Annotated in this window: 9 protein-coding genes; 8 read left to right on the top strand and 1 reads right to left on the bottom strand. The window is 35.7% G+C overall.

Going from position 1 to position 24,646, the window contains the following annotated elements; all coding sequences use genetic code 11:
• Positions 1-8 precede the first annotated feature (8 nt).
• Positions 9-3,344, bottom strand: coding sequence for a TonB-dependent receptor (locus ACFOWA_RS14210; RefSeq protein WP_378986237.1), 3,336 nt, complete (start codon positions 3,342-3,344; stop codon positions 9-11).
• A 433-nt stretch (positions 3,345-3,777) separates the two neighbouring features.
• Between ACFOWA_RS14210 and ACFOWA_RS14205 the strand changes: the two genes are divergently transcribed.
• The 8 genes from ACFOWA_RS14205 (at position 3,778) to ACFOWA_RS14170 (ending at position 24,637) form a co-directional block, all read left to right on the top strand.
• Positions 3,778-4,104: a hypothetical protein gene (locus tag ACFOWA_RS14205; RefSeq protein ID WP_378986235.1), complete on the top strand. Its 327-nt coding sequence runs from the start codon at positions 3,778-3,780 to the stop codon at positions 4,102-4,104.
• A gap of 677 nt (positions 4,105-4,781) precedes the next feature.
• Positions 4,782-6,773 (top strand): glycoside hydrolase family 97 protein, encoded by a 1,992-nt coding sequence (locus ACFOWA_RS14200; protein WP_378986233.1) that lies wholly within the window; start codon positions 4,782-4,784, stop codon positions 6,771-6,773.
• An 823-nt stretch (positions 6,774-7,596) separates the two neighbouring features.
• Positions 7,597-10,467 carry a SusC/RagA family TonB-linked outer membrane protein gene (locus tag ACFOWA_RS14195; RefSeq protein WP_378986231.1) on the top strand — a complete coding sequence of 957 codons (2,871 nt, stop codon included), beginning with the start codon at positions 7,597-7,599 and terminating at the stop codon, positions 10,465-10,467.
• 11 nt (positions 10,468-10,478) lie between these two features.
• Positions 10,479-12,245, top strand: a complete 1,767-nt coding sequence (locus ACFOWA_RS14190; protein WP_378986229.1) for a RagB/SusD family nutrient uptake outer membrane protein — start codon at positions 10,479-10,481, stop codon at positions 12,243-12,245.
• Positions 12,246-12,269: 24 nt separating this feature from the next.
• Positions 12,270-15,500 carry a SusC/RagA family TonB-linked outer membrane protein gene (locus ACFOWA_RS14185; RefSeq protein WP_378986227.1) on the top strand — a complete coding sequence of 1,077 codons (3,231 nt, stop codon included), beginning with the start codon at positions 12,270-12,272 and terminating at the stop codon, positions 15,498-15,500.
• Between the two features lie 9 nt (positions 15,501-15,509).
• A complete protein-coding gene (locus ACFOWA_RS14180) occupies positions 15,510-17,261 on the top strand; it encodes a RagB/SusD family nutrient uptake outer membrane protein (RefSeq protein WP_378986225.1) in 1,752 nt (583 codons plus the stop codon).
• Positions 17,262-17,444: 183 nt separating this feature from the next.
• Complete coding sequence (locus ACFOWA_RS14175) at positions 17,445-21,596, top strand: hybrid sensor histidine kinase/response regulator transcription factor (RefSeq protein WP_378986223.1); 4,152 nt, start codon at positions 17,445-17,447, stop codon at positions 21,594-21,596.
• 272 nt (positions 21,597-21,868) lie between these two features.
• Positions 21,869-24,637, top strand: coding sequence for a glycoside hydrolase family 2 protein (locus ACFOWA_RS14170; RefSeq protein ID WP_378986221.1), 2,769 nt, complete (start codon positions 21,869-21,871; stop codon positions 24,635-24,637).
• Positions 24,638-24,646 lie beyond the last annotated feature (9 nt).

Here is a 24,646-nt window from a genome sequence, read left to right as displayed (position 1 = left end):
GCAGTAGTTTAATTGAATATATAACGGAAACCAAATTGCATAGTGTAAGTAGAAGCAAAGCCTACAACATCACGAGTGGTGTTAACAATTGGGAAGTTTCTATCTGTTTGAATGCGGAAAGTTGGTTTGGTTGTTCCACCTGGTGTAAGCGCTGCTACATTGACTGGTACCAAAACGGAAGTTGTTCCAAAATTGCGTTGAACACCCCAATCACGGTTTAATAGGTTACCGAAATTGGTTACATCTAAATTAAATTGAATGGTGTTACGTTTTTTGCCAATGTTGGTAAAAATATCCTGCTGGAATCTGAAATCAAACTGTCCGTTAAAAGGTGTTATTACAGCGTTTCGCTCTGCATATTGCCCTTTTCTGCCTCTAAGATATTTATCCTGATCGATATACCTGAAAAACAAATCGCTCTGTTGTTTTGGAGTGAACGTTGTAGCGTCTGTACCTGTACCTACAGTAAGCGCTACAAAGGTTATTTCGCTAGGATCTTTAGGTACATAAATTAAATCGCCGGTCACACCATCACGGTTTATGTCTGTAGAGTACGTATATGAGCTTCTTCCATTTGATCCATCGTAAACCAAAGTGAATTGTGTACCCAAATGTTTAAAAAACTCTTTGCGGTAGTACACCGAAGCAATAATTCTATCTGGAGATACAAAACCCGAATAACCAAGGGTTGGGTTGTTCGCCCCATCTACAGAACTGGTAGCTTGCCATGATGATAAGGTTTGATCGCCTCCGCCTTCATAAAGACTTTTTGCTGCACTTTTTACATATGAAATCGTTGCACCGAAACCATTTGTGAAGCGTTTGCTTAATGTTCCACTTAATGAATAGTAATATCCTTTATCGGAGTTGCCTAAAATGATTACGTTAAAAGCATCTGGCTGCCTAACTGAAGAACCTCCAGGTATCACTGTTCCATTTTTTACTGCCTGCCCGTTTAATATTGGGTTAATAAATTTATCTGTAGCTGCATTTGGGTAAATTAATCTGTTATCAGGATAACCTGCAACATTAAGTGGTGTTGGATCAACCAGGTTTGCATTTCTGAATAACAAAGTGCGCAAATCTTTATTATAAATACCTTCAACTGTACCCACAATTCCAAAAGGAAGTTTAAAATCAGCAGCCAAACTGGTTTTAAATGCAGCTGGCATTTTAAGGTTTTTATCCATAACCGTTACAGGGTTTGGAAGTACGGTTCCAGCGGTTGGAACAACTGCAGGGCGGTATGCGCCAATATTGGGATTGAAAGGTCCAGGAGTGTTATTTTGTCCTGAATAGGTTTCGGTAATCTGAAGCATTCCTGCATCGCCAGCTTGCGCAACAATCCAAACATTTGGAATTCTGCCGACAAAAATCCCTGCGCCACCCCTTAATTGGATGGAACGATCACCTTTTACATCCCAATTAAAACCAAATCGTGGAGAAATTGATACACGAGATTTAGGTAAATTACCAGTGTTTAAACGCTCTCCATCTTTAAATGTCAAGGCTGAAACTAAAGGATGTTCTATAAGTACTTTAGGATATGTACCTAATTCTAAACGAATACCTCCGGTTAACCTCAATCGTTCTGTTACAGAGATTTCATCTTGTGCATATCCCGAAAACTGCCAGAATTTATACGTTGGGAAAGCCTGTTCATAGTTTGGTGAGAGAGAATAAGTTTGTGCAAATTCAATTGGTTTTGCGCTATTTTTAAAATCATCCCAAGAATTGAATGTGTAGTAACTGGTTCCAAATCGCTGAAAACCGTTTTTGATAATGCTGTAATCTCCCTGAATACCAGCTGTTATGTTGTGTTTACCGGCAGACCAGCTCATATAATCGTTTAACGAATAAACCTGAACATCTCTTAAATTTCCATAAGTAAATGGTTCATATCCAAAGGTTGTAAAAGGAGTGGGAGGTGAATTTCCATCCGCTTTAAGGATATCAACCAATGGGAATACATCGCTATCTGAACTTCTTGGATCGTTCTGATTGGTGTATGATAATCGTAATGTATTGGCAAAGCGATTAAACAATTTGCTATTTAACTCGGCAGTGATTGAATATAAATTGCTTTCCTGATAATAGTTTGAGTTTTTAAAAGCAAGAGCAGTATTTCCGGTACGGGAGCCACCACCAGGAAAAGCACCAAGCGGACTTCGTGACGTACTTACAAATGAAGGGCTTTTTGTTTTAACGTAACTTCCGCGAATGTTAAAACGATTATTATCATTGATGTTCCAATCTAAACGACCAAGCAAATTCGTACGCTGAAATTCTGAACCATAGCCTTGATAAATTCCAGGGTCATATCCATAAGTGGTTTTTAAGTAATTGCTAATTTCATCGAGCTCAGAAACCGTAGGGCGTACCACATTTGGTATTCCTGAATTATATGGAGCTTCGGGTGTTGCCGCAACTCTGGTTTGCCCTGGGCTTACGCGGTCTTCACGCTCTGCGTTCAAAAAGAAAAATAGTTTATTTTTAATGATTGGACCACCGATTCTTGCACCATAAGTTTTATAAGTTTGATTGGTTGGGTCTGCTAATTCAGGATAATTGCTAACCTTTTTACCAATTTGATTTTGGTTTCTGAAATAAGTATAAACCGAACCAGAAAAATCATTCGTACCTGAACGTGTTACTGCATTTATTGAAGCGCCAATAAAACCAGTTTGTTTAACATCGTATGGAGTAAGGTTTACCGAAATTTCTTCAAGTGCATCAATAGATACCGGATTACCATTTCCTGGAAGGTTATTTCCTATACCGAAGTTGTTATTAAAATCTGCTCCATCTATAGTTACATTATTTTGGCGTGAATTACCACCACCAATAGCTGAGCCATTTGCCTGAGGAGTTAAACGAATAAGGTCGAATAGGCTTCTGTTTAGGGTTGGAAGCGCATTAATTTCGTTTTTGTTCAAGTTGGTTGAAGTTCCGGTACGGTTGGCATTAAGCACAGAGTTTTTACCTAGTCCTTTAATGTTTACCTCACTCAAATCCTTTCCGGCACCGCCCATGCTTAAGTTTAGGATATAAGTATCCCCAAGAGGAATGTTTAAATTTTCAATGGTTTTCGCATCCATACCTACATAGCTTACCACAACTTTATAAGGACCACCTGGCCTCATATTGTTGATAGTGAACCGCCCGTCTTCGTTTGTGGTATTTACGTAAGACGTACCAGAAGGGATGTGTGTTGCCCGAACTGTAACGCCCGGAAGTGTGTTTTGTTGGTCTTTAATCGTCCCCGATAAAGTCCCCGTTGTGACCTGTGCTTTTATAGCACTGAGAGAAAAAATAAATAATAGACAAGTAATAATTAGTTTCATATCTGATTTTTTTATGAATATTAACCACTATAGTTAATAGGGTGGCAAAGTTCATCCTGCATATTAAAGCCTATGTTAGGGCTATGTTAACATAAATTTTTAAAACCGTATTAACCTTGTTACGAGCTTGGCTTATTGTAAAATGAACATCTAGTTAATAAAAATTTAATGTTACTAAATCGTAACAGAAGGATTGATGCATGTTAAATGAAATGATAATTAGGAGCTGTATCATGGCAACCACTTTTAGTATGCAAACACATTGATTATTAATGTATAGCTACCGAATATTTAGACATTACTTTCCGTTTTAAATCGAATGGATTGGTTTACTTTTTTTTAACATGCAGAAAAATGAGGGCTTATAAACTGAGGCGCATATTTTACATAGTTTTGCCCAACTAATCAATCGGGGCAGGTCCGAGAAATATTTATGGGCATTAAGGGAATCAACAAAAAATCACATCAAAATCTTATTGAAGCATTAGATAGGCTGAAAGAAATACAACGCGATAGTGGACCTCCATCAGATGCCCAGCAAATAACCTTTTTCAAGGAAGAATTAAATCAATTGTTAGCCATGTACGAAACAATTTTGGAGGAAGTTATAGGGCAGGTTGCAGCTTATGACCGCCTGGCGATGCAAATTAAACTACAGTTTGTAAATCGAAAGCTTCGGACACTAAAAAACATTATTCCAAAGGGAACTGAATCTTTTTCGAAACTTAAAGAATGTATTTCATTAATCAATGCCTATTAATTAGGTTAAAAAGCTACGAGCAAAAAATGGAATTTACTCATTGTAGTTTGCTTCGGAATTCTGCAGGCAATAAGCCTAACAGTTTCTTGGTGTAGCTTATAAAAAAAGACCTGCTGCTAAAATGCATTTCATCAGCTATTTCAGAGATGTTGATGTCTGTTTTGCAACAACAAAACTATCCGTTTCTTAATATGCCGCTGTATCCATTCAGAAGCGGTTGTTTCTGAATGAATTTTACTCAGGTAGTTAAGACATTTTAGCGTAATGTTTAGTTGGTTGCTGTAAAACTGTACTTCCCTGTATGATAATGATTTAGACAACTTCAACCGTTCTTTAGCATCTCTAAAAGTAAATCAATAATATTTATATTTTAAAGGTTTATTTACCATAATATTTAACATTTGCATATCTATTGTAAACATTTGCACACCTGTGTACATTAATTTACTCATAACTTAGCAAGTACAAAACCAAATATTAATGTAGCTATGGATATTAGTTTCCATTTAAAACACCAAAATTATTTCCATTTTAATAAATACTGCAGAATCTTTTCTTGCTTGTTCATTTATTATTCTTCGCCGCATATTTTTCTAATTTAAATAAAAGCGCCAAAAATATTTTGTCGTTCAATTAAATGGTTTGAATCAACAGCATTTACAATTAAAGAACAAATTATGATTAAAAAAATAACACTGATTTATATTTTGCTTAATTGCATAGTTGCATTATCATTTGGGCAGAATAAGTCCTACATATTAAAATCACCGAGTGGGAAAAATGAAATATTGGTTCAAACAGGAGAACAAATTAAATGGTCGGTAAAAAACGGAACTGATGTGGTATTATCTCCATCTGCAATATCCTTAATGTTAAGTGGCGGAGAAATTTTAGGCAAAAATACCACTGTTATAAATACCAAACAAACATCGATAAATACCGATTTTGCTACACCTATTTATAAAAGAAGCTTGGTTAATGATAATTATAATCAACTTTCCATAGTTTTTAAAGGCAATTATAGTTTAACTTTTAGGGCTTATAATGATGGAATTGCATACCGCTTCTCCACAAATAAAAAGGGCATCATTAAGATCCAAAATGAGGAGGTAAACATTAATTTACCTGATGATAAATCATTACTTATTCCATATGTTAGAGATTTAAGAGGAAAGGAACAATTTATTTCTTCTTTCGAAGCTTTATATAGTGAAACGTCCGTGGGAGGCATGCTTAAAGATTCTTTGGCTTTTTTACCTTTTATGTATAACATTAGTGCAACTAAAAAGGCTGTTGTTTTAGAAGCCGATTTAGAAGATTACCCTGGTATGTTTATCGGTAAAAATCCATCTGAAGCTAATTCTTTAAAAGGTTTATTCGCACCTTATCCAATAGCAGAAAAGGCAGGCGGTTTTAATAATATAAATTATATGGTTTCTAAAAGGGCAGATTACATTGCACAAACTAATGGAACCAGAAATTTTCCATGGCGGGCAATAGTTATAAGCGAGAATGATAAAGAACTGCTTGATAATGATATGGTTCAGAAATTGGCTTCACCATCACGAATTACAGATGTGAGTTGGATAAAACCGGGTAAGGTGGCTTGGGATTGGTGGAACGACTGGAACCTTAGCGGTGTTGATTTTAAGGCTGGTATTAATACACAAACTTATAAATATTACATAGATTTTGCCGCAGCAAATAAACTGGAATATGTTATTTTAGACGAAGGCTGGAGCGATGAAACGAATATGATGAAGGTATCTGACAAGATTAATTTACCCGAGATTATCTCTTACAGCAAGCAAAAAAATGTAGGCATTATTTTATGGGCAAGTTGGTTTGCAATATCTAAAGTAATGGATAATGCTTTTGAACAATATGCCAAAATGGGTGTAAAAGGCTTTAAAATAGATTTTTTAGATCGTGATGATCAGAAAATGGTTTTATCTGTGTATCAAATAGCTAAAAACGCTGCAACTCATAAACTTTTAATAGATTTCCATGGAATGTATAAACCAACTGGTTTACAACGAACGTATCCAAATGTTTTAAATTTTGAAGGTGTTAAAGGTTTAGAAAATGTAAAATGGACACCAAATGATGATGTTCCAAAGTATGATGTTACTATCCCGTTTATTAGGATGATGGCTGGTCCGATGGATTATACACCAGGCGCCATGCGTAATTCTACAAAAGCTGAATTTCATCCAAACCATTCAAAACCTATGAGTCAGGGTACACGTTGCCATCAGTTAGCATCGTTTATTGTTTTTGAGGCACCGCTACAAATGTTAGCTGATAGTCCGACAGCTTATATGAAAGAACAAGAAAGTACAGATTTTATCGCAACCATACCAACTGTGTTTAACCAGTCTATTGCTTTAAATGCTGAAGTAGGTGCCTATGCGGTTATCGCCCGACAGTTTAAGAATGAATGGTTTGTCGGCGCATTAAATAATTGGAATAAACGCGAAATAACTTTAGATTTTTCTTTCTTAGGAAAAGGAAATTTTCAGGCAATAGTGTTTAGAGATGGCTTAAATGCAGATAAAGATGCAACCGATTACAAAAGGGAAATCATAAAAATAAATTCGAACACAAAACTTAAGGTAAACTTGTATAGCGGAGGTGGCTGGGCCGCAAAAATATATCCACTTAATTAAATTAATCAAACTATAAGTTGTCTTTAGATATAAATTATAGCTCCGTAGAAGTTCTAAATTTATATGCTCTTTTAACATTTTTATAAAATCGCTTAAGCTCATTGTGCAAATTTGTTCCATAAAAATTGGCTTGTAATGGCGAACTCTATAATTTAAAATTTTTAAAAATCCTCCCATTTAGCGCCTATACTTTGATACCTGTGCAGGTAAGTAAATGCTATCATGTTTCTTTGAAGTTGCCATAACTTTCAGCCACATTTTAACCGATAGTTTACTGTTGCCGAATGCAAATTATGGCTTATATCAGTATTGGTTTTGCTTATCCTAATTATAATTTTCCAAGTTAAGTGTGTAAATACTTTAAAGTGATTTGAAAATTGTAGCTCCCCTATATTTATTACTTCCTTTCATGATATTCTATTAAATAATCATATCAATTTATTAACAGAATTTATCCTTTTTTATCTGTAATTATAGTTAAGTAGCTTATTATCAATTATTTGACATGTAGTTAACATTTGTACTATAATGATTATCAATCCTACAGTAAACAAGCTCAAAGCTATGCTACTTTTAAATTCAATTTTGTAGGCCACTGCAAAATGTAAATAACCAAATGTATTTCCTGCTTTTACCATGGCAATCAAATCGCCTTTGAGAAGTAGTTGTCAACAAAATAAATAACTAACCAAATTAACCAAACATCATGAACAATTTTACTACAGTAATCAAACTGTTTCTTTCTCATCAATTGCAGCTTTTTTATCCCAAGGAAACCCAGTCTGCTATTTGATCTCTTTAACTAATTAATTTTTTAAATAACATGAGAAAGAAAATTACAATTAAGCTAATAGGGATTTTTACGTGCTTTTTCAGCGTGGCACTCACCAAAGTCGCCGCACAGGAAAAGCCCCTAAATAGTATCAATAAAAAGGATAGCGTTATTGCCTTCGGCGATTCTTTATCTTCTAAAACAAGGATCTATCTTCCTTTTAGCATCCCATTATTTGCAAACTTATCTACTGTTTCAACTCAAACGGTAGATAATTTAGCTTTATTAAAGCATCCTGTTAATAGTGTTACTAATGCTCTAACTGGTAGAATAGCAGGATTAAATACTCAGCAAAACTCTGGGCAACCAGGTTTTGATGCCGTTAGCTTATCATTAAGGGGTAGAACGCCACTAATTTTAATTGATGGAATACCTCGACTGATTTCAACCATCACTTTAGAGGAAATAGAATCGGTAACGATCTTAAAAGATGCCATGTCTACCGCATTATTGGGTGTTAGAGGAGCAAATGGTGCACTATCTATAACTACTAAACAAGGCTATAATGGTAAGGAACGCATATCATTTACGATACAATCGGCATCTCAAAGGCCGCTGAAAATGCCACAAGCGTTAAACGCATTTGATTATGCTACACTAAGAAATGAAGCAATTCGTAACGAGCTGTCTGTAAATCCATTTTATAATACAGCCTTACTTTACACTACAGCCGACCTTCAGGCATTTAAAGATGGCTCAGATCCATTCGGACGTCCGGATGTAGATTATCGTAATGAGGTTTTAAAGAGCAGTGCGCCTTTAAACCGATACTCGCTTAATATGAGTGGTGGAAATAGTACGGTCACCTATTTTGCTGGTGTAGAGCACCTTAAGCAAGATGGACTTTTTAAAAGCACAGATGTTTATGATACCAATAACTATCTGGCAAGTTATTTACTTCGTTCAAATATTAACATTCAAATCAATCCAAAACTATCTGGTGGTATTCATTTATTTGGTAGAATAGGCAATACGAATGAACCAGGAGCCACTACAGGTGCCATTTACAGTTCGCTACTAACCACACCAAGCAACTCCTATCCAATATTTAATCCCAACGGAAGCCTTGCTGGTACAACAAGATTTACAAATAATATTTATGGAATGGCTGTTCAGTCGGGTTATCGCCAGACTTTTAGACGTGATATCATCTCTGACTTTTATGTAAAAAGAACGCTTGATGATATTACCCCGGGCTTATACATAAAAGGTATGGTGTCATTTGCTTCTTACTTAATTGAAGAAACGAATAGAAGCAAACCCGTTGTTGCATTTCAAAGAAACGTTTCTGCTTCAGGTGTAGAAACGTACTCAAATGCATTAACACAACCATCGCCTCAAACAAATGTTTCTATTATAAGTACCACCAGCGGGCAACCAAACGTAGGGCAGGGACGACAAACCTATCTTGAATTTTCTGCAGGCTACAACCGCACTTTTAAAGATCTTCATAATGTTAATGCGGCTTTAGTAGCTAATTATGATAATAACGTTTACGGTTCTAATATTCCTTACAGTATAAAAGGCCTTTCTGGGAATGCATCGTACGTGTACAATGAAAAATATATAGGTGAATTGGCGGCATCTTACAGTGGGTCTAATTATTACCCGGGTAAGAGCCACTATAAAATGGGATTTTTTCCTGTTGCAGGATTAGGATGGATAATTTCGAAGGAAGATTTTTTAAAAGATAATAAAGCATTAAATTTTTTAAAGTTATCTGCTAATTACGGTAAAGTTGGTAATGATAATCCAGGTTATTTCTCTTATATACAACGCATATTTGGTGGTGCTGTAGCCTATTTTGGAACTGGGGCTGGAACAGTAACTACTTTAAATGAAAGTACGTTGGCTAATGCAGACATAACTTATGAATATGCAAATAAGTTAAATATAAATCTTCAAGGCAAGTTTTTCAATAATCAATTAGGCTTTTCCTTAGATTATTATAACAATAAGTTTAAAGATTTATTAACGCAAAGAGGAAGGAATACTTCGCTTCTAGGTAATTTTTATCCAAATGAAAATATTGGAAGAAATAAATATAATGGAGTTGAATTTCAACTGTCATGGCAACAGCAAAAGGCAAGCAATTTTAACTACTACGCAGCACTAAATGTTGGTTTTCAACAATCTGTTGTTGAGTTTTTTGATGAAGTTGAACAACCTTTTCCCTGGATGCAAAGAACCGGTCAGCGGGTGGGTCAGTCTTTTGGCTATGTCGCTGATGGACTTTACCAATCTCAGGCAGATATTGCAAACTCATCTCAAAACGGTATAGCAACATTTATAGGTTACGCCCCACAGCCTGGAGATATTAAATACAAAGATTTAAATGGCGATGGCATTCTAAATCAATTCGACCAAACCGTGATAGGCAGTACAAGCCCGTTAGCTATTTTTGGTGCCAATTTTGGGTTTAGCTATAAATTCTTCGATTTTAGTGCCTTAGTTCAAGGTGTTGCTAATTACACCATTAATTTAAGCAGCAACAATTATTTTGAGTTTCAAAATGGTGGACTTGGAAATGCATTCTCTCAACATCTCGATCGGTTTACACCAGCAACTGCAGCAACCGCAAGCTATCCTCGTTTAAGTGTCGGATTTAACCAAAACAACCATACTTTCTCCAGTTATTGGCTCAGGCGGGCAGATTACATCAGGCTTAAAAATGTTGAAGTTGGTATAACCATTCCTTCACGTCTGGTAAGTATTCTAAAAATAAGCTCAATTAGGGTTTTTGCAAACGGTACAAATTTATTTACGGCAACAAAACTAAAAGGGAACCTAGATCCTGAAGTTCCTGTTGATGCGTATCCATTGCAAAAGCTTTACAATCTGGGCGTTAACGTTAAATTCTAATCACAAAAATCATGAAAAAATCTTTTTCAATATATTTATTTTTGGTCTGCTTGGTGGCTTTTCAATCTTGTAAAAAATTCGAAAATGAGCCAAAGGATTTGGATACATATGATATCATTTTTGACCCCGCAGATTTAAATGCAGTTAGGGCACAAGAGTTTCTTAATAATATTTACACATTTTTGCCAACTGGCTTTGCCCGTGTTGGAGGAGATTTTTTAGATGCAGCAACTGATGATGCGGTTTCAATTGTTCCTACAGCATCCATTACTTATTACACCAATGGAATTGTAAGTGTTGTTAATAATCCCGACCAATATTTCAGCAATGCTTATTTTGGAATAAGACAGGCTAATATCTTTCTTGCAAACAGTGCAAAAATACCTGTGCCTGCCGGTAATCCAATCCGTACAAAACGTTTTAATGCCGAAGCCAGATTCATAAGGGCATTCTTATATTTTCAACTTTTACAGCGTTACGGTGGTGTTCCATTAATTTCAGATAATGTATTTACCTTAAATGATAACCTTCAACTTAAAAGAAATACATTTGAGGAATGCGTAAATTACATCGCAAGCGAATGTGATGCGATAAAACCAAATTTATATCCAGATAACGATTCTAATGCAAATAACTTTGGCCGAATTGTTCAGGGTGCTGCCGTTGCATTAAAATGTAGGCTTTACCTTTATGCGGCTAGTCCGCTTTTTAATGGAGGAGGAATAGAGGCAGATGCAGAACTTAAAAAACTTACAGGATATTTAACTATAGACATTACTCGCTGGCAGAAAGTTGTAGATGCTGTAGCAGAGTTTAAAGCATTAGGAAATTATTACTCTTTACAAACAGGAGCTGCAGCATCTGGTTACAGAAATATTTTCATCAATAAAAAAAATTCGGAAGTAATTTTTGCAAAGCAAAGTGTAAATAATTTTGATATTGAGAATAACAATGCACCTGTTGGATACGTGGGATTTGCAGCCATTGCAGGTGGAGGCAGAACCAATCCAACACAAAATTTTGTTGATGCGTTTACAACCATAAATGGTAAACCAATAAGCCAAGATTTAAAATCTACAACAAATCCTAATGGATATGACCCGGCTAGTCCTTATGCAAATCGCGACCCTCGATTTTATGTAACCGTTTTCTTTTCCAATGCCAATACGCCATCAGCTGCTAGTTATAACTGGCTTAATAGAGCGGTTGAAACATTTGAAGGCGGAAGAGACAAACCGAATAATAACCTAGTAACACAAACCCGAACCGGCTATTACCTTAGAAAGTTTATGGGAAACTTCGTAACGGGTACCACCTATTCTCAACAGAGCCACAATTTTATTTATTTCAGGTATGCCGAAATTCTGCTTAATAATGCCGAGGCATTAAATGAATTAGGCGGAAGAACTGAAGATGCCGTAAAAGAAATTATTGAAATACGGAGACGGGCAGGTATAAATGCTGGTACTGATGCTCGATATGGAATCCCACCAGGCATATCTCAAGCGGCTATGAGAGATATTATTAGAAACGAAAGGAGAATTGAACTTTCTTTCGAGGAACATCGATTCTTTGATGTTCGCCGTTGGAAAAATGCAAACACAGAGTTGAATAAAACGCTTACCGGTATGAAAATTACGAGAGAAGCAAATGGTTCGTACACGCATGAAATCGTTCCTGTGGTAAGCATTACTTTTCAGGATAAACTCTATCATAATCCATTTCCTTATGATGAGACCGTTAAAAATTCAGCATTGAGACAAAACTTTGGTTGGTAATTAAGAATGTAAAAGATACGTAAAATGAAAAAATTTAAATTTTTTAGCATAGTATTTTTACTGCTGCTAATTACAAACTATGCAAATGCACAAAGCAAAACCATAAGTGGTGTGGTGCGTGATGTTCAGGGACCATTGCCAGGTGCAATTGTTGAGGAAAAAGGAACCGAAAATCGAACGTCAACAAACGGTAACGGAGAGTATAAATTAACATTGAGAGGCAACGGAAATACCTTAATCATTAGATTGATAGGGTACGTTAATCGAGAAATTTCTATTAGCGGCAACAATTCAGCACAAATTGTTTTGCAGCAAGCCTCACAAGATTTATCAGAAGTGGTAGTAACTGGCTACACAACACAAAAAAAGATAACGCTCACCGGAGCTCAAAGTGCTGTTTCGGGGAATGATATCCGTCAAAATCCATCCGGTAGTCTACAGAACACTTTAGCGGGTAGGGTAACTGGATTTATATCGCAACAAAGAGTTGGGCAACCAGGTAGCGATGGAGCCGCATTTTTGGTAAGGGGTGAATCATCTTTAAACAACAACGCTGTAAATGGAGTTGCCAGTACCACAAATAATCCTCTAATTATTGTTGATAATATCGAATATTCTTATGAGCAATTCTCGAGGCTCGAAGCTAATGAAGTAGAGTCAATCACCATATTAAAAGACGCGTCGCAAACAGCAGTATATGGAATTAAAGGAGGGAATGGAGTTGTAATTGTTACTACCAGGCGAGGAAAGATTGGAAAGCCAAGGATTTCTGTTCGCACTGATTTTGCGCTTTCAGAACCAACAATTTTACCCGATTACCTTGATTCATACAATACAGCACTTTTAAGAAACCAGGCAGAAATTAATGATAACTCTTATGCCCCAAACCCATCATTTAGACCAACCTGGAGCGCAGCTGATTTAGAAGCTTTTCGCACAGGTTCTGACCCAATAGGTCATCCGAATGTGAATTGGAAGGAAATGCTTTTTAAAAAATATGCTCCTCAGTTAAAAACCAATTTCGATATAAGTGGTGGTACAACAAAAGCAAGGTATTTTGTATCTCTAAGCTATCTTAATCAAGGTGGTAACACGAAAGATTATTATGAGGATTCGGGTGATAACATCAATAGTGGGTTCTACAATAAAAGATTTAACTATCGCTCCAACCTTGATATTAGTGTAACAAAAAACCTAACATTACAATTAGATGCTTTCGGGAATATTGGAGAAATCAATAGACCAAATATTTTTTATCCAAGCACAAATGGAAATAAAGATGATATTTTTGCCGATTTCGGTAGCTATCTAGCATTATCTCCAATGGCATACCCAATTAAAAATCCGGATGGAAGTTGGGGATACAGTCAGTTTCAAGCAAATAGTGCAAATTATTTAACACCTAATATCATAGAAAGACTAACCTACGGTGGGTTTAGACGGAACAACGAAAATAATATGGTGTTATCTACCACAGCAACTGAAAAACTTGATTTTATAACCAAGGGATTAAGTGTTCAGGGTAGAGTAGCCTACACCAATAATTACACAGTTGCAAGGAGTTTAACCAGAACGAATTTACCATCGTATATTTTCAGACCGTCAGTTTTCGCTGCAGATGGCTCAATTACTAGTGCTGAACGTTACGACCCAGCTTTTGCAAACGTTTATACCATTGGTAGGTTAGGCAATGCATATGGTACAAATGGTTCGGCTGGAAGCACACAACGAAGACTTGCCGCACAAGCTTTAATAACGTATAGCAGGCAGTTTGCCGAAAATCATCACATCGATTTTTTGGGTGTTTATAGTTTATCGAGCAATAATGTGCGTAGTGATGATTTGACTTATAATTTTGTACCAGCAAGTGTAATTAGCCGTGTTGCTAAAATAGGTTACGATTATAAAAATAAATACATCGTAAACGTAACAGGTACATTAAGTGGTTCAAATAGATTTACAGGTAAAAAGAAGAACGGATTTTTCCCTGCCGCATCTGCCGCATATAACATTGCAGAAGAAGACTTTTTTAAGAAAAGAATTTCTTTTGTTAACCTGTTAAAATTCAGGGCATCATGGGGTATTGTTGGTAACGACCAATTGGCTCCCGGACGACAATATGCTTATCAGCAAAGTTATGCTACCTCTACAACGAATTCTTACCGAACGAGTAATAACGGCACAATTTATTCCTTCGGAGAATCAAATGGAACTTTATCTGCAAATACAGGCTACGCAGAAGGTGCCTTAGCAAACACAGATGTAACTTGGGATAAGGAAAGACAATTTGATATAGGTTTAGATTTTGCGTTTTTCAATAACAAACTTACCGGTTTAGTAGATTATTTTAAATACAGAAGATACGACCAGCTGATAGCGATAAATTTAATCTCCGATATTCAGGGTGTCTTACTGCCTCCGCAGAATATTGGAGAATCTACCCGACAAGGTTTGGAATTTGAATTAAACTATCGTTCTACAATCGGTAACGAGTTTGCGTATAATTTTAGAGGTACATTTTCTAATGTTAAAAATGCAGTGGTATTTAATGGCTTTGCTGATCCGCAATACCCATGGCAGTCTGCTGTAGGTAAACCAATTGGAGCTGAAGGTCTTTATCAATATTTAGGCTTTTTTAAAGATATGAACGATGTGAATAATAGTCCAACATCAACTTTTATTCAAAGGCCTGGAGATTTAAAATATGCCGACCTCAATGGAGATAATGTAATTGATGATAAAGATAGGGTAGTTGCAGACTACAGCAATACCCCTCAAAATACTTTCGGGTTTCAGTTTGGTTTTAATTATAAGGGGGTTGGTTTAAGCATACTATTTCAAGGTGCCACTAAATTTTACTTACGTGGTACGGAAGAGGCTATTCGTCCGTTTTCTGCTAATCTTCAAGCTGTTCATCAACAGGCATGGACACCAGCACTCGGTGATAATGCCAAGTTTCCGGTATTAACCACACTGAGATCGATAAGCGATCCAGGAATTAATTCAACTTATTGGGCTATTCCTGGCGATTACTTGCGTCTTCGCACAGCTGAATTATCTTATGATATTCCAACAAGTATTGTGAAAAAACTTGGTCTTCAAGGCATTAGGTTTTTTGCGAGCGGAAATAATCTAATTACCTGGTCTAAAGCATTCAATTTATATGCTATTGATCCGGAGGCAACACCGGGCAATGATCGTCAGGCATATCCACCGTCACGCATCTACAACATAGGTTTGAACGTTAACTTATAACTTACAAAAATGAAAAAGATTACCGTTATTTTATTGATTTGTATAGCAGCAATGGCCTGTAAAAAATCAACTTTTTTGGATAATAAATCGAATAATGCCCTTAATGAGGAAACAGTTTTTACAGATAGTGTTAATGCTATTAGCTTTCTAACCCGGGTTTATATGGAGATAGGATATTCTTATGATAAAGATAGGTACGAAGCTGGTAGCACGGAACAAGCGACTGATGATTCAGAATATGTAAACCTCAATCCTGCTAGAAGACCACTAATATTATATGGTTCTACTTATACTGCCGATAATACGACAGTATTTAATGAAACCTGGGTGCTACCTTATCAAAATATTAGAAGGTTAAATCTGTTTTTATCGAAAATGCCGGTTATGCCATTTAAAGAAGTAACCAAAAAAAGATTAATTGCTGAAGCCAAAATGTTAAGAGCATGGTATTATTATAATTTATTAATCACTTTTGGTGGTGTACCAATTGTTGGAGAAACATTATTTCCTGGAGATGAAATTATAACAGTTCCTAGAAGTACTTTTAGTAATTGTGTTGATTATGTTGTAAAAGAATTAGATGCTGCTGCGGCAGATTTACCAATTGACCAAATAGGCAACGATTACGGACGAGTTACCAAGGGTGCAGCTTTAGCTGTAAAAGCTAAAATGTTACTCTTTGCAGCAAGCCCACTATTTAATGGAAATACCTGGCCTGGTGTACCTGGTGGTACTAAAACACCAGAGCGTATCGCGATTGCAGGTTATCCTAATTTTGATGTTATGCGCTGGCAAAAAGCGTTAGATGCCGCTGAGGCTGTTATAGCGCTTGGTTATACCTTAAATGTAGAAAATGCAAATCCAAACCCTGGTTATGGTTTTTACAATATGTTTTTACAGCGTAGAAATAAAGAACATATCTTTTTTGTAAATCAACCGCCCAACCGAGATTTTGAAACTTTTTATCTGCCACAAACAAGAAGTGGAAACCGGTCTGGCAATCCCACTCAGAATATTGTTGATGTTTTTCCAATGATTGACGGAAAATCCATAACAGAGTCGCCACTTTATAATCCGCAAGATCCATATAAAAATCGTGATCCAAGATTTGGTTATTCTATTATATTCAATCAGGCATTATGGTTTAGTACCGGCACCAATACCAAAATTGCAGTGAATACCTATGTAGGCGCACCAACGGATGGATTTTATCAAGATGCAGGAACCTCCGGTAGTTCGGGCTATTTTTGCCGAAAAACACTTGATGAAGGATTGACAGGTAACAGTGGTACTACAAATCGAAATTGGATATTAATTCGTTATGCAGAAATTCTATTAATTAAAGCCGAAGCACTAAACGAAATTGGAAGAACAGCAGATGCTTATGGTCCGATTCGGGAGCTTAGAAGCAGAGCAGGAATAAATGCTGGAGCAGATGCTAATTATGGTATGAAAGCAGCAATGACACAAACAGAAATGAGGAGTTTTGTGCAGAATGAACGACGCATAGAACTATATAATGAAGATAAGCGCTGGGATGACGTTCGAAGATGGAAACTTGCAGAAACATTTTTTAATGGTTACAATAAATTAATGAGTCCAACCAGAGTAACAATATCTCCGCAATTTCCAACAGGTTATAAGTATGATGTTGTAAATTCTTTACGATTGCATGTGTTTAAAGAGAGGAATTATTTATTACCAATGCAAATAGGGGAAATGTTAAAAAATACGGCCTTAATCCAAACTCCTGGCTGGTAAGTTTTATCATTAACGCATCTCCTTTTTTAAAGTCTGCTGATTATTATCAGCAGACTTTGTGGCTAAAAACGATTATAAAAAAGCACGAAGTTTTAAATAAAGGCTGTACATGTTAGATGAATAAAAATTTATCTCTAAATTATACCTTCCAAATCATCAGAGCATCGCCAAATAGTTATTCCTATGTTTCGAAATTTATTTACTGCAATATTTTTGTCCCTGTTTATTGTTACGAAGATATGGGCGCAAGCCGATCACTACCAGTTTTCGCAGTTAACAATTTTGAACGGTCTTTCCAACAATCAGGTTTTAAGTATTTATCAGGATAAAAAGGGATTCATGTGGTTTGGAACGTTTTCTGGACTGAACCGATATGATGGGCATAAATTTCGAGTTTTTAAACATGATTTTCACGATCCCAATTCTTTAAGCGATGATTTTGTATCGGCTATTTTTGCCGGGCCGAATGACAAAATGTGGATTCAAACCAAACAAAATTATAATATCTATGACCCTTATACCGAGCGGTTTGAAAGAACGCCAAAGGCTTATCTTGCATCAATTGGTTTGCCTGATGCCGAAATAAAATCTATTAAAAGCGATGGTAAAGGCAATTTTTGGTTTGTCTACGCCAACTTAGGCATTTATAAGTACAATGAAATAAGTAAGCAATCAAAGCATTTTTATAATAGTAAAGGCTTAGGCAGTATTTATTCGAGTGATGTTACTTCGCTCTCTTTAAACGAAAAAGGGCAGGCCTGGATTGTTTATAATGATGGCACAGTCGATTTATTTGAGCCAAAATTAAATAAGGTAGTTTACCGGTCTTCCATTCTTCGTAATGCAAACCATGGTAAATCAATATCCTATTCTGTTTTTGCCGATAAAGATAATGATTTATGGTTTTTTACAACGTCCACCTCTTTAGGGGTATATTATTTTAATCCCGAAAAAAACATACTTAAACACTTTGATAAAGATGGAACACAAGGTAAATTCAGATCTAATATAGTTTACAATGTTATACAAGATAATAAGGGTCTGATTTGGATAGGAACGGATCACGGTGGAATTACCATAGTTGATAAGAAAGATTTTAAAGTAACGTATTTATTAAATCAGGATTACAACCAAAAATCTATAGCTCAGAATGCTATTCCATCACTTTTTAAAGATCAAATGGGAGTTATCTGGGCTGGAACTTTTAAAAAAGGAATTAGCTATTACCATGAAAATATTATAAAGTTTCCTCAATATAAGCATAACGTACTCGATAAAAATAGCCTACCATTTGATGATGTTAACCGTTTTGCCGAAGATGAATTGGGAAATCTGTGGATTGGTACAAATGGAGGCGGTTTATTATATTTTGACAGGAAACAAAATACTTACACCAAGTACAAACATGATCCTCAAAATCCGAATAGTATTTCTAGTGATATTGTGGTTAGCCTTTTGGTCGGTCATGATGGGAAATTATGGATTGGAACATATTGGGGTGGTTTAGATTGCTTTGATGGCAAAAAATTCGAGCATTTTAAGCATGATGAAACTAAACCTGGAAGCATATCCGACGACCGCGTTTGGAAGATATTCGAAGATTCGTCTAAACAATTATGGGTAGGAACTTTAGCTGGTGGTTTAAATCTTTTTGATAGGTCTACCAAAACGTTTCGGCACTATGGTCCTGAAAAGAAGAATTCGATTACATTCGGTTATGTTCCAGCCCTGTTCGAAGATTCTAATAAAAATCTATGGGTAGGAGGTTGGGGTATCGATGTATTAAATCTTATAACTGGAAAATTCAAACACTTTACACGTAATCTAAAAAATCCTTACAGCCTCGTTCAAAATAACGTAAGCTCAATCATAGAAGATAGTAGAAAGCTTATCTGGATTGGCACTCGCGAAGGTCTTTCTGTTTATGACCCTTCTACAGCAAAGTTTAATAATTTCAGGAAAGAGAATGGACTTCCGGATAATACAATTTTGGGTATTTTAGAAGATGATGATAATAACGTTTGGCTAAGTACTGCCAATGGTATCAGTATGGTTAAAGTAAGCAGAAAGGAAGGTAAATATCTGCTACGTTTTCAGTATTTTGATGTTTCTGACGGCCTTCAAGGCAAGGAATTTAACGAAAATGCTGCTTATAAAACTAAATCAGGCGAACTTATTTTTGGAGGTGCCAACGGTTTCAACATTTTTAAACCATCAAAAATTCAGATAACTAAAAATAAAATAAACCTTGTGTTTACCGATTTTCAGGTTTTTAATAAAAGCGTTAAGCCAAAAGAATCGGTAGAAGGGCATTTACTTCTACAAAAATCAATAACCGAGACTGACAATATTGAATTGAAACACAATGAAAATGCTTTCGGGATTGAATTTGCAGCCCTAAATTTTTTCAACTCTAAAAAGCTTACCTATCACTATATGATGAGGGGTTTCGACAAAAAGTGGATCGATGCTGAGAACGATATACGTAAAGCCAGCTACACAAATTTGAACCCTGGAAATTACGAATTTTTGGTAAGGGTAATTGACCCCGACGTACCAGGTTCTTTCGAAGACAGGTCTTTGAAAATTCAAATATTGCCCCCGTTTTGGAAAACGAACTTAGCTTATTTGTTATATTTTTTAATACTCTCTGGTTTGCTGCTCTATATCCGTTACAGAGGTATTCAGAAACTTAAGAAAGAATTTGCAATAGAGCAAGAACGTGCTGAAAATAAACATATTCTGGCTGCAGAAAGGCAAGATGCAGAACGCATTCATGAACTTGATTTAATGAAGATAAAGTTTTTAACTAACGTAAGCCACGAGTTTAGAACGCCGATATCATTAATTATGGCTCCGGCAGATAAAATGCTGCAAAATGCTGAATCGCCAGATCAAAAGCATCAAATACAAATTATTAAACGCAATGCATATAGATTGTTAAGTCTTGTAAATCAGCTGCTTGATTTCAGAAAACTAGAAGTCCAGGAACTTAAATTTCATGGAACCCCTGGAGATATTGTACAGTTTATAGCAGAAATTGTACAGTCTTTTAGTGATGTAGCAGAGGCAAAGCAGATAGGTTTCGATTTCGATAGTGAGGTTGAACAATATCATACCGAATTCGACCATGATAAGATTGAAAGAATTATTTTCAACCTGCTTTCAAACGCATTTAAATTTACTCAAGCGGGCGGGCACGTTACCGTTTTATTAAGTCTAAAATCCAATACTCCAAATACGGAGTGCTCTATATTAGAAATAAAAATTATTGATACTGGTATTGGGATTCCAGAAGAAAAATTAAACAAAATTTTCGAAAGATTTTATCAAAATGATGTGCCAAGTTCTATTCTTAACCAGGGTAGTGGCATAGGATTGTCAATCGTTAAAGAGTTCGTAAATATACATTCAGGAGAAATTTCTGTAGAAAGTGAAGTGAACCAAGGTAGTTGCTTTACAATTAATTTACAATTGAAGAGGAGTAAACATATTCTGAATGTAAACAACAAAACTGCAGCCGAAAACAGTTTGCCCGTTGCCAAAAAGAAAATTGATTTAAGGAAACCTAAAATTCTATTGGTAGAGGATAATGAAGATTTCAGGTTTTATTTAAAAGATAGTTTAAAGGATATTTTTAGCATCCAAGATGCAGCCAATGGCAAAGATGGATGGCAAAAAGCGCTTGCATTACATCCTGATCTAATTGTAAGTGATATTAACATGCCTGAAATGAGTGGAACAGAACTTTGTCGCAAAATTAAAAACGATGTACGAACTGCTCATATTCCTTTTATATTACTTACTGCGCTTTCAGAAGAAACTGAACAGGTTAAAGGGTTGGAATTGGGTGCCAACGATTATCTCACAAAACCTTTTAATTTCGAGATACTGATTTCGAAAATCAAAAATTTACTAATTCTGCAAGAAAACTTTAAAAAAACCTACACCAAGCACTTGCAGGTAAACCTTCCCGAAATTGAAAGGCAGTCACACGATGAGAAGTTTATTGCCAATGTTTTAAAATATGTCGAAAATAATATTGTTAACCCAAATTTATCGGTAGAAGAATTAAGTAAGCAAATGAACATGAGCAGGGTTTCGCTTTATAAAAAGATTTTATTGCTTACAGGTAAATCTCCTGTAGAGTTTATCAGATCTTATCGATTGCAAAAGGCTGCGCAATTATTTGAAAAAAGTCAGCTAAATGTAGTAGAGGTTTCGTATGAGGTAGGATTTAATACCCCAAACTACTTTTCGAAATCTTTTAAAACCGAATTTAAAATGCTACCATCAGAATATATTGCGCTACTAAGAAAAAAGGATTTAAACTAGATTTTAAAGTTGCGTTAAATGTAAATATTATGATATAATTTATTGTAAGTAGTTTGTTATTAGTTGCTTATGTTATGGTTAACATTTATATCATTTATATTAACATTCCTGCGCCTGCCGATATTGCTACATCTATAATTTTATCATCCAGAGTGATTTTAATATCCGATACAGAGATATACAGCACAGACAATGTAACAATACATTAGTTCCAATGCTGGTGCCTTAAAAATTTTGGATATCAAAACCATTTCAGTATAATCACTAGCCAAATGATATCGAAACTTAAATGCCTTTTCACGTTACTATTTCTTTTATCAACACTTAACTTAATTGCGCAAATTACTGAAGTTAAATATTTATCGGGGAAAGATAATGTTAATACAGTTGATTGGGATTTTCGTTGTACTTCAGGACGAAATAGTGGAAGATGGACGAAGATTGCTGTTCCCTGTAATTGGGAATTGCAGGGATTCGGTAATTACACCTATGGATCGGAAAAAGAGGATAAAGATGAAGCAGGACTTTACAAATACACATTTAAAGTTCCATCAAACTGGAAAAATAAATCTGTTTATCTGGTTTTTGATGGCGCTATGACCGATACTGAAGTTAAAATAAACGGCAAGCTTGCAGGTCCTATTCATCAAGGTGCATTCTATCAATTTAAATATAACATTAAAGCTTTGCTAAATAATGACGGAAATAATATTCTTGAGGTTAAGGTTAATAAAGTTTCTTCAAATCAAACGGTTAACGAAGCTGAGCGTTCAGCAGACTTCTGGGTTTTTGGCGGTATTTTTCGTCCTGTTTTTCTTGAGGCATTTCCTAACCAACATATAGAAAGAATTGCAATTGATGCAAAAGCTGATGGTTCTTTAAAAGTTAATGCCAACGTTGCAAATCTTCAATCGATAACAACCATTACCGCTCAGGTTAAAACTTTAAATGGAAAACCATTTGGAAAACCTTTTTCTGTAAATCTAACCCCAAGAACTACTGTAGCCCAGCTTAACACTAAATTAATTAATCCGGAGTTATGGTCTTCCGAATTTCCTAATCGATATAAAATAGATATTACGATTAAAAATGGAACCACAAAACTGCATACTGTAACCGAAACTATTGGATTTCGAACGGTAGAGCTTAGGCAACATGATGGTTTTTATGTTAATGGACAAAAGATAAAATTTAAAGGTGTAAATCATGGTAGTTTCTGGCCAACTTCTGGCAGAACAACTAGTCGAAAGATTTCTATTTTAGATGCGGAGTTAATTAAAGAAATGAATATGAATGCGGTTAGAATGTCGCATTACCCACCCGATAAACATTTTTTAGAAGTTTGTGATTCAATCGGTCTTTATGTAATTGATGAGCTTACCGGCTGGCAATATCCGCCTTATGATACCCAGGTTGGACAAAAACTTGTTAAAGAAATGATTGTCCGCGATGTCAATCATCCTAGCATAATTATGTGGGCGAATGGCAATGAAGGTGGTTTTAATTTTGATTTGTTGCCAGATTATCCAAAGCATGATATTCAGAATCGCCCGGTTATTCAACCATGGATGAATATTAATGGAATGAATACCAAACATTATATTCCGTGGAACTATGGCAACCGAACATTTTTTCAAGGGAACGATGTGTTTTTTCCAACTGAATTTTTGCATGGTCTTTACGATGGTGGACATGGAGCAGGGCTTGATGATTTTTGGAATTTGATGCAATCTAACCCTTTATCTGCAGGTGGTTTTTTGTGGGATTTTTGCGACCAAGGTGTGATGCGAACCGATATGGGTGGCAGGTTAGATACAAAGGGCAATGCTGCCTCTGATGGTATTTTGGGGCCATATCGTGAGAAAGAAGCAAGCTTTTATACGATTAAAGAAATCTGGTCGCCAGTTTATTTTCCTCAAAAATTTATCTCTAAATTATTTGATGGAAAATTTGATATCGAAAACCGATACAACTTTACCAATTTAAATAAATGTAGTTTTAGCTGGAAACTAAAAAAAATAACTGGTTTCGATAAGTCAGATGGGAATGAATTAACAGGTAAAATAACATCACCAGATATCAAACCCCAATCATCAGGAATTTTAAATTTAGCATTGCCGGCACAATGGGCAAAATACGATGTGTTATACATTACTGCCCGAGATTTATATGGCAAAGAACTTTATACATGGTCTTGGCCAATAACATCTCCACAGCAATTTGCAGATAGAATGATTGACAATGGCAAAGATGAGGTAAATGTTACTGAAGATAATGAATCGTTAAAGCTATCCTGTTCGGGAGTTGAAGTAAAATTAAGCAAGGAAACAGGATTAATTGCTGGTATCAGAAATAAAAAAGGTGAAATATCTTTTTCAAATGGACCCGTTCTAATTAATGGCGAAGCAAATTTTAAATCTTTTAAACACTTCCGTGATTCATTAGGACGCTATGTTGTAGTTGCAACCTATGAAGGCAAACAAAATTTTAAAGCTACCTGGACCATGATGCCATCGGGTTGGTTGGGCTTAAAATATCAATATCGTGCTAACATTGGTCAAGAAATTTTAGGTATCAGTTTTAATTATCCAGAGGAGAAAGTTAGCGGTATGCAACTTATTGGAAATGGGCCATACCGGGTATATAAGAACAGATTAAAAGGGGGCACCTTAAACCTATGGGATAAGAAATATAATAATGCTGTTACCGGTGAAACATGGGATTATCCTGAATTTAAAGGCTACTACAGTAACTTTTATGGTGTCCGCATATCAACAGCCGAAGGGAATTTTGTAGTACTTTCTCCTTCTGATAACTTATTTCTGCACATGTTAAATCCGGCAATACCAAAAAGTTTGGGCAAGGCAAATTCCTTTGCTGCATATCCTACAAATGGGATATCTTTTTTGCATGGAATACCGGCTATCGGCACTAAAAGTCAGAAGAAAGAAGATTTAGGTCCTCAAAGTCAACCCAATTTAACCTTTGCAAACGGTGGTTTAGATACACAGTCTGCTGTTTTATATTTCGATTTTCGATAAATGTTGAAA

This window comes from Pedobacter lithocola (genome assembly GCF_042650845.1).
Classification (GTDB): Bacteria; Bacteroidota; Bacteroidia; order Sphingobacteriales; family Sphingobacteriaceae; genus Pedobacter; species Pedobacter lithocola.
This window is presented reverse-complemented; position numbering and strand designations above follow the sequence as displayed.